Consider the following 12,832-nt stretch of genomic DNA (forward strand, 5'->3'; position numbering starts at 1 on the left):
GAACGACGGGGGGAACCTTTTTCTTACGTCTCCAAAATAATGGTTTTCAAAAATGGCCCGACCAAGGACGCCGACCAACGTGCTCGACGCCCGTGGCGCATTTAAAAAACACCCCGAGCGTGCGCGAACTGACGCCCCGACTGCCGGCCCGCTTGGCAAAGCGCCCGCCCATATCGACGGCGAAGTGCTCAAGGCCTGGAAGGAAATCGAGAAATCAGCACCGCTGGAAGTGCTCACCGCTTCTGACCGGCTAGCCCTTGAGCTGGCTGCAAACCTCCTGGCTCAGTTCCGCCTTAACCCGATTGACTTCCCGGCCGCCAAGTTGGTGCGCCTTGAAGCCCTGCTGGGCAAGTTCGGCATGACCCCTGCCGACCGCGCCAAGGTTGGCGGCAAGAAAGACGCCCCCAAGGGCAACCCATTCGATGACCTGTAATGGCCGCCAAGAAAACCTATCCGCTGGTAAAAGCAGCGGAGGCCTACGCACGCCAGGTGATCAGCGGGAAGATTCCGGCCTGCAAGTGGATCAAGCTGGCCTGCCAGCGTCACCTCGATGACGTAAAGCGCTCCAAGTCGGCCGACTTCCCCTATGTGTTCGACCCGGCCAAGGCCGAGCGCGTTGCCAAGTTCCTGCAGCTGCTGCCGCACACCAAAGGTAAATGGGCTAGCAAGCGCGAGACCATCAAGCTTGAAGGCTGGCAGCTATTCAGCGTGTGCATCCCGTTTGGGTGGCTGCGCAAGAAAGACAAAACCCGGCGCTACCGCACCATCCTGATTTTCGTGCCGCGTAAAAACGGCAAGTCGATCATCGGCGGCGGCCTGGGCCTGTACATGTTCACCGCTGACGGCGAGTTTGGCGCGGAGGTTTACAGCGGCGCGACCACCGAGAAACAAGCATGGGAGGTATTCCGCCCAGCCAAACTCATGGTTGACCGCACCCCCGCGCTGCGCGACCACTACGGCGTCGAGGTTAACGCCTCCAACATGTGCCGCCTCACCGATGGCTCACGCTTTGAGCCGGTGATCGGCAAGCCCGGTGATGGCTCCAGCCCAAGCTGCGCCATCGTTGACGAATTTCACGAACACCAAGACTCAACCCTGTTTGACACCATGGAAACCGGCATGGGCGCCCGCGAGCAGCCCGTCATGCTGGTCATCACCACCGCAGGGTCGAGCATCGGCGGCCCATGCCACCAGCTGGTCAGGGACTCCGAGCGCATGCTTGAGGGTGCAATCGAGCGCCCCGACCTGTGGGCCATGCTCTACACGATTGACCCTGGCGACGACTGGACCAGCGAATCGGTACTGATCAAGGCCAACCCAAATTACGGCATCAGCATCAACGGCGACTTTCTGCAGGCGCGCCAGCGTGACGCCATGCAGAGCGCCGCCAAGCAGGCCACGTTCCGCACCAAGCACCTCAACGAATGGGTCGGCGCCAAAAACGCCTGGCTCAACATGCTGCGCTGGAAAGAAGCCCCTGCCCGCAAATCGCTCGCAGAGCTTGAGGGCAGGCCATGCATCATCGGCCTCGACCTGGCCAGCAAGATCGACATCGCCGGCAACCTGCTGCTGTTCCCGCCGGTTGAGGGTGACCCGCTTTGGCACGTCCACGGCCGGTACTACCTGCCTGAAGTGCGCGTGATCGAGGAACTGGACAGCAACACCGCCCGCTACCGCGAGTTTGACGCCCTGGGCCTGCTGACACTCACCGATGGGGAAGTGATCGACTTCGAAGTCATCAAAGAGGATCTGCGCGAGTTCGCCGGCCGCTTCGATGTGCAGCAAGTCGCCTATGACCCCTGGCAAGCCACCCAGCTTGCGCAGGAAATGCAGGCCGAAGGGCTGTTGATGGTCGAAGTGCGCCAGACGGTGCAGAACATCAGCGAACCCATGAAAGAGCTTGAGGCGCTCACCCTGCGCCGCGTGCTGGCTCACGGTGACTGCCCGATCCTGACATGGATGGCCAGCAACGTGATCGCCAAGCTGGACGTAAAAGACAACATCTACCCCAACAAAGAACGGCCAGAGAACAAGATCGACGGCATCGTCGGCTTGATCATGGCCATCAGTCGGGCAATTGCGGGCAGAGAAGAAGAAGCCCCAGGGCTTTCTGACCACATCGTGAAACACGGAATCAGGACGCTCTGATGGGAATACTCAAAAGCCTCGGCCGGCTGTGGGCGAAAAGTGATCCGCAGATCATCGACACGCCCGAAAAGCTGGCCCGCGCCCTTGGCGTTGAATACGAAACCCACAGCGGGCAAGTGGTCACCACCAACAGCGCCATGCAGCAGCTCACTGTATTTAACTGCGTTCGGGTCCTGGCTGAGTCGGTTGGCATGCTGCCCTGTCGGCTGTTTCAGCAAGTCGGGCGCGAGCGCTCAGGTGCCACCGGCCACCGGCTTTACCCGCTGCTTTCCGTCGCACCTAACGGCTACATGACCGCCCAGGAAATGTGGGAGCTGCTGATTGCCTGCCTGTGCCTGCGCGGCAACTTCTACGCCTACAAGGTCATGGCGCTGGGTAACGTGGTTGAGCTGCTGCCAATCAACCCAGCCAACGTAAAGCCCAAGCTTAACGACGACTGGACGGTTGAGTACCAGGTTACGTTCAAGGATGGCGTTCGCACGCTGACGCAGGATGAAATCTGGCACGTGCGGCTGTTTACCCTAGACGGCCTCAACGGCCTGAACCCCATCGCCTACGCCCGCCAGGCGCTGGGTCTTGGCCAGGCAATGGAGCAACACGCCGCCAAGCTGTTCACCAATGGCGCAGTCACCTCTGGCGTACTGGCTACCGAACAGCAACTAACAGACGAAGCATTCAAGCGCCTTAAGACAGAGTTTCAAGGCGAGCACATGGGCGTGGCCAATGCCTACAAGCCAATGATTCTTGAGATGGGCCTGAACTGGAAACCGATCAGCCTCAATGCTCAAGACTCGCAATTCATCGAATCGCGCAAGCTGACAGACGCCCAAATCTGCGGGCTGTTCCGGGTGCCGCCCCACCTGGTGGCCAGCATGGAAAAGATGACGCTCAACAACATCGAGCACATGGGCATGAGCTTCGTGAACTACAGCCTGGTGCCGCTGCTCACCCGTATCGAGCATCGCATTCAGGTTGGGTTGCTGAGCGAGAAAGACCGCCTTACCCACTACGCCAAGTTCAATGCCGGCGCACTGCTGCGCGGCGACATCAAAGGCCGCTATGAGTCCTACGGCAAGGGCATTCAGTGGGGAATCCTCAGCCCCAACGATTGCCGCGAACTGGAAGACCTCAACCCGCGCGATGGTGGCGACATCTACCTGACCCCCATGAACATGACCACCAACCCGGAGGCCGGGAATGAAGACAAAACAACGCCTTGATATGCCGCTGACCGTTAAATCGGTTAGTGACACTGGCGAGTTCGAAGGCTACGGCTCTGTGTTTGGCGTCGAAGACAGCTACGGCGACGTGGTTGTGCGCGGCGCGTTCACCGCAAGCCTTGAGCGCTGGGCAGCCAAAGGCCGGTTGCCGGCCCTGCTGTGGCAGCACAACATGAGCGAGCCCATCGGTGTTTACACCGAGATGCGTGAGGACGAAACCGGCCTCTACGTCAAAGGCCGCCTGCTCATTGATGCCGACCCGCTTGCCAAGCGCGCCCACGGCCACATGAAGGCTGGCAGCCTGTCCGGGCTATCCATCGGCTACATGCTCGATGACTACGAATACGACAAAGAAAAGGGCATCTGGATTCTCAAGGCCATCGACCTTTGGGAAGTCTCGCTGGTGACGTTCCCGGCCAACGATGAAGCCCGCATTTCTGATGTGAAATCCCTGCTTGAGCGCGGTGAAACACCGCCACCCAGCAAGGTCGAGAAGGCCCTTCGAGAGGTTGGGTTTTCCGGCACACAAGCCAAGGCCTTTATGGCCAAAGGCTATAGCGCCATCACCCCGCGAGAGGCGGGCGCAGACGAAGCGCTGCAAACCCTGAAATCCCTAATCGCCAAAATGTAAGGAGCCTCTCATGGCTGTTGAATTGAAAGACGTGCAAGACGTTGCCGAAGCACTCGGCAAGAAGTTTGATGAGTTCAAGGGCGCAAACGACAAGCGCGTTGATGCCCTGGAAGCCGAAAAAGGCAAGCTGTCCGGCCAGGTTGAAGCCCTTAACGGCAAACTGACCGAGCTGGACGCCCTCAAGTCTGAGCTTGAGAAAGAGCTGGCCGGCATCAAGCGCCCAGGTGGCAACGCCGACAAAGTGGTGTCTGAGCATAAAGCTGCATTCATGCAGTTCGTGCGTAAAGGCAAGGACGACGGCCTGGGCGAACTGCAAGCCAAGGCCCTGCAGACCACCGTTGAAGCTGACGGCGGCTATGCCGTACCGGAAGAACTCGACCGCGCCATCCTTGAGCTGCTGCGCGACGAGTCGCCCATGCGCCAAGTGTGCAGCCAGATCACCGTGTCCACCCCGGATTACAAGAAGCTGGTGAACCTGGGTGGCGCTGGCTCTGGCTGGGTTGGCGAGACTGACGCCCGCCCAGCAACCGGCACCCCAACCTTGGCGCAAATCAGCGCCGTCATGGGTGAGATTTACGCCAACCCGCAGGCCACCCAAACCAGTCTCGATGACATGTTCTTCGATGCTGAGGGCTGGCTGAATGCCGAAGTCGCCCGCGAGTTCTCCGAGCAGGAAGGCTTGGCGTTCCTCACCGGCAACGGCACCAACAAACCAAAAGGCCTGCTGGCATACACCATGGCCCTGACCGCCGATGATGTTCGCGCCTTCGGCACCATCCAGAACATCAAATCGGGCACTGCCGGTGACTTCGACACCGACGACCTGGTGAAGCTGGTTTACACCCTGCGCAAAGGTCACCGCGCCGGCGCAAGCTGGATGCTGCCGAACATGACCCTGTTCAAGATCCGCACCATGAAGGACCTGGAAGGCAACTACATCTGGCGCCCAGGCATCGAAGCCGGCCAGCCGTCCAGCCTGCTGGGCTACGGCGTGACCGAGAACGAAGACATGCCAGCAGTGGCTGCAGATGCCAACGCGGTGCTGTTCGGCGACTTCCGCCGCGCATACACCATCGTTGACCGCATCGGCACTCGCGTACTGCGCGACCCCTACACCAACAAGCCGAACGTCGGTTTCTACACCACCAAGCGCGTAGGCGGCATGTTGACCGACTCCAACGCCGTGAAAGTGCTCACCCTGAGCGCCTAACCCTAATAGGGCCAGCTACGGCTGGCCCTTGCTGAGGCCATTAACATGCCAAAAATCAACGTCACCCAAGCGTTCCCGTTTTCGCCCGACGGCAACACCGTTGTGCAAATCGAACTGGGCGAGCAAGAAGTCTCCGAGCGCTGCGCCGTTGTTGCGGTCGAGCAGCTCAAAGTTGCAACACTGGCAGGAGCGCCGGCTAAAAAAGAAAAGCCCGCCCCAGAGCCTAAAAAATGATTGCCCTTGCCGCCGTGAAGGCGCACCTGCGCGTCGAGCACGACGACGAGGACACAATGATCCAGGGCTACATAGACGGCGCCATCAGCGCCTTCGAAGTCTGGACCAACCGTAAGCTGGTTGAGGACGAAGCCTCATTGCCGGAGCCAATCGGCAACGCGCTGGTCATCAGCAAAAGCATCCAGCAAGGCGCACTCATGCTCATCGGCCACTGGTACGCCCATGCTGAGAGCGTAGTAATCGGCACCATTACCGCTGAACTGCCCTTTGCCACTCATGCGCTGTGGCAGCCCCATCGCTGGGTGAACATCTGATGCGCGCCGGGAATTTGCGCCACCGCGCCACCATCCTCAGCCTATCCGCTGACCTATGCCCGGTTGAGCACGGTGCCCGCTGGGCCAGCATCCGCGCCAAGGATACGGGCGATGTAACGGCCCCAGCCGGCCTGCGCTCAACCGGCTTGGTCGAAGTGCGCGCCCGCTATACCAATGAGTTGCAACAAGGCCGCTACCTGCGCAACGGTAACCGCCTGCTGTACATCGCCAGCGCCCCGCGTGACCCCATGGGCACCCGCGCTGAAATGGTCATGAGCTGCGCTGAGTTGGTTGGCCAGTGCGCTGAGTACCGCCCGCAAAGCGGCATGCCTGTCGCCTGCCGCGTGCACCTCGCCCACCTGGCGCCCTACTTGGACGACATGGGCCAGGTCACGGACTACAAAACCAAAGCCGAAGTGGCGGTGATCGAAGTAGGGCGGCCCGAAGAGGGCGACCAACTGCTCATTGCCGGGGCTCTGTACAACGTCATCGCCTACGCCCGCGACAGCGACGACGGCGTGGTGCGCGGCCTCTGGCTGGAGCTGGTTGCATGAACGTCACCATACAAGTGATGGGCCTCAAGCAAGTCCAGCGCCAACTGGAAGGACTCGGCAAAAAGGTTGATCCCGTACTGCGCGGCGCGCTCAACACTACCGCCACCAAAACCCGCTCTGAGCGCTTCGTTAAGCCGCTGACGCAGACGATAAGGCCGCAGCGGGTTCGTGCTGCGCTCAAGGTTAAACGTGCCCGCCGTGGCCGAATGGATGCACGCATTATCCCCAGTAGCTCCGGCGTGCTAGTTGCTAATTACCGCACCTGGGGGTTTGACGTTATCGACGCCACCCGTGCGCGGATATGGGTTCGCGGGCCGCGCGGCAGGAAGATCGCCGCAGGCTTTGTAAACCCATCCAGCAGTCAAAAGCTGCCGCTTTCCACCCGCAGCAGCAAGACCGCGGCAAGGGGCAAAACCTACGCCTACAAACGCGCCCTGCAGTTGGCGCGCGGTCCGAGCACGGCTTATTGGTTTAAGCAGCTCGCCACGACCCAAACAATTAAATGGACAAGTGATTACCTGCAGGCTGAGTTCGCCAAACGCCTACAGAAAGAAATCGACAAGGGGCCACGATGACCAGAGGTACTGAGCTTTCCGAAGCGCTGGAAGTGCGCCTTGATGCCATCAAGCAAGCTGCCGGCTTTCATACCGAGATAGCGGGTGTGTATGGCTTCGGCAAAAACAAGCCCGACAAAGCGCCATTGCCCTTTCTGCTGATGCGAATCACAGGCGATGACAAAGAGGATGAGCGCGCCGGCAAGTTTATCCGCGCCGCCAGCTACCAGATTGAGGGCGTGCTGCCGCGCACCGCCACGCTGCAAGATTTGCAGCACCTGCATCACGACATCATCAAAACCATCGGCGCTGACCCGTTGCCCATGATCCGCCCCCTTGCGAGCGGCTGGCTGAGCGAAGAGTCGACCGAGTACGACCCCGATAACGACGGCAGCACCTACCGCAGCGTGGTTGTCACCGTGACCCTGCGCTACGTCGAAACCTACTAACCCCGCAAACCAACACCCAAGCCCGCCATGTGCGGGTTTTTTTTCGTCTGGAGAAAACCTGAAATGGCCAACTATGCATACATGGGCAAGGGCATCGTTAAGCTCACCCCGGAAGCTGGCGGCACCGCCCGTGATGTGGGCAACGTGTCTGCGCTGCAGTTCAACGTAAACGAGAACATCATCAAGCTGCCAAACTACCGCAGCGCCGGCGGCGGCACCTATGCTCAGGTCAACCGCATTGAGTCGGTGGAGTTCACCGCAACTCTGCACGACCTCAGTCCGGAAAACATGGCAATGGTCCTGTTCGGCACTGCCACCACCGTGAGCGACGTGGCCACCATCGAAGCGCTCACCACTGGTGCGCAGACTTTCGAAATGGTGTTCGAGGGCGTGAACGAAGCCGCCACCGGCAAGACTGTGACCGTCACCGTGCACCGCGCCAAGATCGGCGCTGCTCAGGGCCTTGGCTTCATCGGTGATGACTTCGGCGCCCTGGAGATCACCGGCGAAGTGCTTATCGACACCAGCATCGTTACCGCTGGCCTGTCGCAGTTCTTTAAGATCGAGATGGATGTGATCACCTAAGCCTTGACGCAACTTGGCTTTGTAGCCATAGTTCCCGTGCCGCTGCAAATTCAGCGGCCGGGTTTGGTCGCTCGGAATTGATGTAGGCGCACGACGCCTCAAATGGCGTTTTTTTGTGCCCGTTTATGGCGGGCCGTGCGCGGGAGGGCTTCGGCCCTGCTGGGTTCCTACGTCCCCAGTCGACCAACCTGCGTACGGTTCGCCTCCCTTATTTGCTTGGTCGCAAGCGGTGGCGAACTCCAGACAGATCGTAGGAGTTCCATCATGCAAACCGCTCAAATCATTCCGTTCAAGTTCGAAGCCCGCGAAGTCCGCACCCTGCTGATTGATGATCAGCCATGGTTTGTTGCGACTGACGTTGCTGGCGCTCTTGACTACCTGACCGCTAAGGACATGACCCGCAACCTGGATGAAGACGAAAAGGGTAGGCAGATTGTGCCCACCCTTGGTGGCGCTCAGGAAATGCTGGTGATCAACGAATCCGGCCTTTACTCGGCCATCCTGCGTAGCCGCAAAGCGGAGGCGAAGCGATTCAAGAAGTGGATCACCGCCGAGGTACTGCCCGCTATCCGTAAACACGGCAGCTATGCCGACACGCACAACAAGATGGGCACCCTGCTTGGGGAGACTATCGGCACCAACGGTTTCAACATGCTCGGTGCGTTGATCAAGGGCAAAGTGGTAAGCCTGCCCGCGCAAACCCAGCGCAAGGCAATTGCTAAAATCTGGTCGCAAACCCATGCAGCCTTCGGCGTGCGATCGGCAGCGGATATCCCCGCCAGCCAGTTGGACGCCGCGCGCAACTTCATCGCTGCCTATGCGCTGGAGGGGGAGTGGTTGGGCCGCGATGAAAAGGCAGAAACGCTTTTTGCCCTAGACTTTCCCCGCGCCCAGGACCTGAGCTTGCTGCTGCACTACACCGCCTGGGTGATGCACCGTTGGAATAAAAGCATCCGCACAGGGCTTAAAGAGTTGAACCCCGACCTTTACAGCAGCACCTGGGAGTTCTTTATGGAAGCGCAGCGTGCTGCCCAGCGACTGGACAAAAGCATGCCTGAGCTGGTCGCCTATTTTCAGAAAGAAAATGGCGGAAAGCGCCCGGCAGATTTCACGCTAAGCGGCCGCACGGCCCAGTCTTAAAGTTACTGCTTTCGCACTCTGAATAGGGTGGCGCGTAGTGTCACACCTAAGCTTGGCTTGTTTTTGGTGCCGCCGTTCACGCTCTTTATTTCTGCGTACAGAGCAAGCCGGCCCGAATCAATACCCTGCGCGTGACGCTCGGCCACCTCGCTTCTGAGGTAGCCAATTTGGTGGTCACCCAAGTAGGCGGCAATGGCGTTGGTGTCGTGGGGGTTTTCTGGTTCGCGCTGCAGATGCACCTGCATGCCTGGCTTGGCATGCTTGCGGATGATGTCTTGGCGTGAAGTGCCATCTTCGTTTTCAAAGCTTTCGCCGGCGATGGCGCAAAAGAAGCTTTCTAGTGCGTCTTCGGCCTGGACCGTGATGATTTTTTTCTTGGTCTCATGTCGTGACTTGTTGCTCGGCTTTTTCGGGGTATCAGTACGCCAGTACAGATAAGCCAGGCCTGCGATGAAAGGGACGCTGATCAGGGTTAAGAATGTAAGGATGTGCATGGCCGCTCCATGGCTTTGGTTTGCGGCAGGCTACTACGGGTTATGGCCCTTCGGTAGGTCTATGGGCTAAAGTCCCTTCCATATCAGTTGGGAGGGAATCCGCTATGCGCCGTGGTTTTTGTTTTGCCTTCGTGTTGCTGACTAGCTCGCCATTAGTTGCTGACACCGTTTTCAAGTGCACAGATAGTTCTGGTAGAGCCGTTTTTTCAGACAAAGAGTGCGGACCTGTTGTTGAGAAAATCGAGTTCAGCCACGCTGAAAGCTACTACGAGAAAACCATGCGCGAGAGCGCTGAGCGTAAACAGAAGTATGCTGAGTTAGAGAAAAAACTCGCCGCCGACAAACTTGTCACGGATAAAGCTGTTGCAGAGATGCGCCGAAAACACGATGAGATTTGTTCTTCTCGTCGTGATCAAGTTGGCCTCTCAATTGGAATGCCAAAGGCAAGTATTTTTGAGCATGATTTGTGGGGATACCCAGACGACACTTCAAAGACAACAAGTGCTCAGGGAGTTAAGGAGTATCTTGTTTATAAGTGTGACGGTTACCCGCCTATAAGAATGTTCGTGACCAATGGGCGATTAACTTCAATACACAACTAACAAAACCCGCTTCGGCGGGTTTTTTAATGCCCGGAGATTGTATGAGCCCCCTTGAAATCATGTACCCAACGCCAGAAGCCATTGAGGTGCGGGGCCGTACCGTGATGGTTTACCCGGTCAAGCTGCGGCATTTTGAGCGGTACGGGAAAACGGCCGGCGCTCTTGTCGAGCTTTTTGCAAAGGCCAGTGTGGCCGAGATAAACCGCTACGCCGCCAAGAACGCCTGTGAAATTCGCAAGTTGCTGCTGGCCACCACCAGCTTAAAACGCTGGCAGCTCTGGTTTATGCCGTCAGCCATTTGTGTGCAGGTACTGGCCGAGGTGGTGCGGGTGAATACGGGTTTTTTCGTCGACGCCCTGCCAGCAATGGTAAGGGCGTTGAGTGGCCCGATATCGCCCAACGCCTGATAAGCGCCGGGCATAGCGCCGCCGAGGTGGGTGATTACACCCTGGCACAAGTTGAGCTTTACCTTGAAGCAGCTGAGAAACAGGGCCGCGAAGACATGCGCAATTCCATCATTGCTGCCCGCTGCGCCAAGGCAGATGCCAAAGACTTCAAGAAAATCATGAAGGGGTTCGACTGATGGCACGCAAGGCAGAAGCCCAGGTTGTAATCCGTGGCAAAAACGAAACCCAGCAGGCTTTCAAGGAAGTTAACTCTTCGCTTGAGAGCATGAACAAAAAGCTGGAAGCCGCTGGCCGCGCGGTGATCGGTGCATTCTCCATATCTGCACTGACCAGTGCTGTGCAAGGTATTGCCGCTGCGGCGGACAGTTACAACTTGATGAATGCCCGCCTGCAGCTCGCAACAGAGTCACAGGAAGAGTTCAACACCGCCCAGGCTGAGCTGCGCAAAATTGCCACCAGCACCCAAACGCCTCTGGCCTCTCTGGTCACCCTGTATGGCCGCATAAGCCGCCCACTTAAAGAGGCTGGCCGCAGCCAAGAGGACATTCTCAAGGTTACTGAAGCGGTCGCCACGGCTTTCAGGGTTTCCGGGGCCAGTGCCCAAGAAGCCGAGAACGGCGTTATCCAGTTTGCGCAGGCCTTGGGCTCAGGCGCGCTGCGCGGCGATGAGTTCAACAGCGTGGCTGAGCAAGCGCCGCGGTTGATGCAGGCGCTGGCGGATAGCCTTGGCGTGCCTACGGGCGCATTAAAAGAGATGGCCGCACAGGGAGAGTTGACGGCTGACGTTGTGACAAACGCGCTCACCAGCCAGCTTGAGGTGCTGCGAAAGGAAGCAGAGACCCTGCCAGATACAGTTGGCGGAGCTATGACGGAGCTTGCCGACCGATGGAATGAAGCGCTTGGCCAGGCAGATGTTCAACCATTTATCGATGCGATCAATGAGCTTGGCGACACCATTTCTGATCCCAATACCAGAGATAGCCTAATACTGTTGGCAAGTGCGCTCGCGCAAGTTGCTGAAGCCGCAATCAAGGCCGGCGCCGGAACTGTCTCTTTAGCTCAAGACCTGGGTTACATCGCCGCGCGTATTACCGGGAATGTAGTTGAGATTGATCGGGCTGCAAAAGAGCTTGAAAAGTTCGAAGCTGCCGCAAATGGCTTTGGCATGCTTGACCTGTATATGACAGATGAGCAGATCGCCAAAGGCCTTGCCGATTGGAAGGCGTACTACTCTGCATTGACGCAAGAACAAGAGGGTATGAATGCCGAAACAAAGTTGCTTGCTGATATGGCTGCGCAAGCACAGCAAGCGATTCGGGAAAAGGAAATCAATGATCGTCGGGCTTATGTTGCCGAGCTGAAAACCCTGCAGGACCAGCAGGTTGACGCGGCCGAGAAACAAGCCAAAGCCCTTGTAGCCTCCCAGAAAAAAGCCAATGCCGCCCTGGAAAAGGTCAAGAGCGAGCGGCTTGATATCGAGAAGCGCTATAGCGAAGCGCTGGCAGGCCTTGGTGGTGAGGGGGAGGCGTCTTACAGCAGTGCGCAGGCGCTGAAGGTTGGGGCTCGGGCTTCGCTTAAGGCGGGTGATGTTGAAGGCGCGCAGGCGCAGGCGCAGGCCGCATTAAAAATGCTGCAAGACCTTGCCGCAGCCGGCGAGAACACCTATGGATTTGGTGGCTTTATCCAAGAGCTGCAGGCCATTGAATTGGCCGCAAACGACATTGAGCAAACCCGCGCAGAAGACAAAATCACTGCCATCGGCGTGAGCATGGCAACCCTAGCTGCCGACGCCGAAAAACTTAAGAACATGCCCGTCAGCGTCAAGGCTGACGACGCAAGCATCGAGGCGGTACGCACTCAAATCCAGGCCCTGGCTGCAGAGCTTGGCAATACTCAGATTGTTCTGCCGGTTCGGGTTGCAAGCCCAAGCGGCGATGCGCAGGCACCTCAACAGTTCGCCACAGGCGGCCACGTTCGCGGCCCTGGCACTGGCACAAGCGACAGCATCCCGGCGCTGCTGAGTAACGGCGAGTACGTCATCAAAGCGGCTGCTGTGCGCAAGCTGGGCAAGGGCTACCTCGACCTGATCAACAACGGCATCCCGCTTCGGCGCTTTGCTGACGGCGGCATGGTTGAGGCGGTAGCGTCCATGCCAATGCCATCTTCCGGCCCAAGCCGTGGCGTTGTAAACCTAACCCTGCCAGGCGGCGAAACCTATACGATGCAAGCCGAGGCGGATCAGTTCGATCGTATATTGAGGCGACTGGCCACTAAGTTTGGGCGTAGATAG

General features: G+C 58.4%; 17 protein-coding genes. 16 read left to right on the plus strand and 1 reads right to left on the minus strand.

Features of this window, described 5'->3' with window-relative positions; genetic code table 11:
• Positions 1-52 precede the first annotated feature (52 nt).
• The 12 genes from Q0V31_RS11490 (at position 53) to Q0V31_RS11545 (ending at position 9,039) form a co-directional block, all read left to right on the plus strand.
• Positions 53-433 (plus strand): hypothetical protein, encoded by a 381-nt coding sequence (locus Q0V31_RS11490; protein WP_298187806.1) that lies wholly within the window; start codon positions 53-55, stop codon positions 431-433.
• Positions 433-2,148: a terminase TerL endonuclease subunit gene (locus Q0V31_RS11495; protein WP_298187807.1), complete on the plus strand. Its 1,716-nt coding sequence runs from the start codon at positions 433-435 to the stop codon at positions 2,146-2,148. The genes Q0V31_RS11490 and Q0V31_RS11495 overlap by 1 nt, the downstream gene beginning before the upstream one ends.
• Entirely contained in the window at positions 2,148-3,368 is a 1,221-nt protein-coding gene (locus Q0V31_RS11500; protein WP_298187809.1) for a phage portal protein, read from the plus strand. Before Q0V31_RS11495 ends, Q0V31_RS11500 begins: the two co-directional genes overlap by 1 nt.
• Positions 3,346-3,999 (plus strand): HK97 family phage prohead protease, encoded by a 654-nt coding sequence (locus Q0V31_RS11505; protein WP_298187810.1) that lies wholly within the window; start codon positions 3,346-3,348, stop codon positions 3,997-3,999. Before Q0V31_RS11500 ends, Q0V31_RS11505 begins: the two co-directional genes overlap by 23 nt.
• 10 nt (positions 4,000-4,009) lie before the next feature.
• Positions 4,010-5,209, plus strand: a complete 1,200-nt coding sequence (locus tag Q0V31_RS11510; RefSeq protein ID WP_298187811.1) for a phage major capsid protein — start codon at positions 4,010-4,012, stop codon at positions 5,207-5,209.
• 45 nt (positions 5,210-5,254) lie between these two features.
• Positions 5,255-5,443 carry a hypothetical protein gene (locus Q0V31_RS11515; protein ID WP_298187813.1) on the plus strand — a complete coding sequence of 63 codons (189 nt, stop codon included), beginning with the start codon at positions 5,255-5,257 and terminating at the stop codon, positions 5,441-5,443.
• Positions 5,440-5,757, plus strand: a complete 318-nt coding sequence (locus Q0V31_RS11520) for a head-tail connector protein (protein WP_298187814.1) — start codon at positions 5,440-5,442, stop codon at positions 5,755-5,757. Before Q0V31_RS11515 ends, Q0V31_RS11520 begins: the two co-directional genes overlap by 4 nt.
• Positions 5,757-6,311 carry a hypothetical protein gene (locus Q0V31_RS11525; protein ID WP_298187815.1) on the plus strand — a complete coding sequence of 185 codons (555 nt, stop codon included), beginning with the start codon at positions 5,757-5,759 and terminating at the stop codon, positions 6,309-6,311. The genes Q0V31_RS11520 and Q0V31_RS11525 overlap by 1 nt, the downstream gene beginning before the upstream one ends.
• Positions 6,308-6,886, plus strand: coding sequence for a hypothetical protein (locus tag Q0V31_RS11530; protein WP_298187816.1), 579 nt, complete (start codon positions 6,308-6,310; stop codon positions 6,884-6,886). Before Q0V31_RS11525 ends, Q0V31_RS11530 begins: the two co-directional genes overlap by 4 nt.
• A complete protein-coding gene (locus Q0V31_RS11535) occupies positions 6,883-7,314 on the plus strand; it encodes a hypothetical protein (protein ID WP_298187817.1) in 432 nt (143 codons plus the stop codon). The genes Q0V31_RS11530 and Q0V31_RS11535 overlap by 4 nt, the downstream gene beginning before the upstream one ends.
• Before the next feature lie 63 nt (positions 7,315-7,377).
• A complete protein-coding gene (locus Q0V31_RS11540) occupies positions 7,378-7,899 on the plus strand; it encodes a hypothetical protein (protein WP_298187819.1) in 522 nt (173 codons plus the stop codon).
• Positions 7,900-8,163: 264 nt separating this feature from the next.
• Entirely contained in the window at positions 8,164-9,039 is an 876-nt protein-coding gene (locus Q0V31_RS11545) for a Bro-N domain-containing protein (RefSeq protein WP_298187821.1), read from the plus strand.
• Between the two features lie 2 nt (positions 9,040-9,041).
• Here the strand turns inward: Q0V31_RS11545 and Q0V31_RS11550 are convergent, their stop codons facing one another.
• A complete protein-coding gene (locus Q0V31_RS11550; RefSeq protein WP_298187823.1) occupies positions 9,042-9,533 on the minus strand; it encodes an HIRAN domain-containing protein in 492 nt (163 codons plus the stop codon).
• A 104-nt stretch (positions 9,534-9,637) separates the two neighbouring features.
• On the opposite strand from Q0V31_RS11550, the gene Q0V31_RS11555 reads away from it, so the two are divergent.
• From Q0V31_RS11555 to Q0V31_RS11570, 4 genes are read left to right on the plus strand one after another with little or no spacing between them, the layout of a single operon-like run.
• On the plus strand, positions 9,638-10,135 hold the full coding sequence (locus Q0V31_RS11555; RefSeq protein WP_298187824.1) for a DUF4124 domain-containing protein: 498 nt from the start codon (positions 9,638-9,640) through the stop codon (positions 10,133-10,135).
• A 41-nt stretch (positions 10,136-10,176) separates the two neighbouring features.
• The gene (locus Q0V31_RS11560) at positions 10,177-10,542 is read left to right on the plus strand and encodes a hypothetical protein (RefSeq protein WP_298187825.1); all 366 of its coding nucleotides are present in this window, start codon (positions 10,177-10,179) and stop codon (positions 10,540-10,542) included.
• Positions 10,543-10,568: 26 nt separating this feature from the next.
• The gene (locus tag Q0V31_RS11565; protein ID WP_298187826.1) at positions 10,569-10,718 is read left to right on the plus strand and encodes a hypothetical protein; all 150 of its coding nucleotides are present in this window, start codon (positions 10,569-10,571) and stop codon (positions 10,716-10,718) included.
• A complete protein-coding gene (locus tag Q0V31_RS11570) occupies positions 10,718-12,832 on the plus strand; it encodes a tape measure protein (protein ID WP_298187828.1) in 2,115 nt (704 codons plus the stop codon). Before Q0V31_RS11565 ends, Q0V31_RS11570 begins: the two co-directional genes overlap by 1 nt.

It is taken from the genome of uncultured Pseudomonas sp. (assembly GCF_943846705.1).
In the GTDB taxonomy this organism is placed as follows: domain Bacteria; phylum Pseudomonadota; class Gammaproteobacteria; order Pseudomonadales; family Pseudomonadaceae; genus Aquipseudomonas.

Excerpts from the sequence above, each read along its gene's own strand:
- Q0V31_RS11490 (WP_298187806.1), top strand. The coding sequence starts at position 53 with ATGGCCCGACCAAGGACGCCGACCAACGTGCTCGACGCCCGTGGCGCA.
- Q0V31_RS11495 (WP_298187807.1), top strand. The coding sequence starts at position 433 with ATGGCCGCCAAGAAAACCTATCCGCTGGTAAAAGCAGCGGAGGCCTAC.
- Q0V31_RS11500 (WP_298187809.1), top strand. The coding sequence starts at position 2,148 with ATGGGAATACTCAAAAGCCTCGGCCGGCTGTGGGCGAAAAGTGATCCG.
- Q0V31_RS11505 (WP_298187810.1), top strand. The coding sequence starts at position 3,346 with ATGAAGACAAAACAACGCCTTGATATGCCGCTGACCGTTAAATCGGTT.
- Q0V31_RS11510 (WP_298187811.1), top strand. The coding sequence starts at position 4,010 with ATGGCTGTTGAATTGAAAGACGTGCAAGACGTTGCCGAAGCACTCGGC.
- Q0V31_RS11515 (WP_298187813.1), top strand. The coding sequence starts at position 5,255 with ATGCCAAAAATCAACGTCACCCAAGCGTTCCCGTTTTCGCCCGACGGC.
- Q0V31_RS11520 (WP_298187814.1), top strand. The coding sequence starts at position 5,440 with ATGATTGCCCTTGCCGCCGTGAAGGCGCACCTGCGCGTCGAGCACGAC.
- Q0V31_RS11525 (WP_298187815.1), top strand. The coding sequence starts at position 5,757 with ATGCGCGCCGGGAATTTGCGCCACCGCGCCACCATCCTCAGCCTATCC.
- Q0V31_RS11530 (WP_298187816.1), top strand. The coding sequence starts at position 6,308 with ATGAACGTCACCATACAAGTGATGGGCCTCAAGCAAGTCCAGCGCCAA.
- Q0V31_RS11535 (WP_298187817.1), top strand. The coding sequence starts at position 6,883 with ATGACCAGAGGTACTGAGCTTTCCGAAGCGCTGGAAGTGCGCCTTGAT.
- Q0V31_RS11540 (WP_298187819.1), top strand. The coding sequence starts at position 7,378 with ATGGCCAACTATGCATACATGGGCAAGGGCATCGTTAAGCTCACCCCG.
- Q0V31_RS11545 (WP_298187821.1), top strand. The coding sequence starts at position 8,164 with ATGCAAACCGCTCAAATCATTCCGTTCAAGTTCGAAGCCCGCGAAGTC.
- Q0V31_RS11550 (WP_298187823.1), bottom strand. The coding sequence starts at position 9,533 with ATGCACATCCTTACATTCTTAACCCTGATCAGCGTCCCTTTCATCGCA.
- Q0V31_RS11555 (WP_298187824.1), top strand. The coding sequence starts at position 9,638 with ATGCGCCGTGGTTTTTGTTTTGCCTTCGTGTTGCTGACTAGCTCGCCA.
- Q0V31_RS11560 (WP_298187825.1), top strand. The coding sequence starts at position 10,177 with ATGAGCCCCCTTGAAATCATGTACCCAACGCCAGAAGCCATTGAGGTG.
- Q0V31_RS11570 (WP_298187828.1), top strand. The coding sequence starts at position 10,718 with ATGGCACGCAAGGCAGAAGCCCAGGTTGTAATCCGTGGCAAAAACGAA.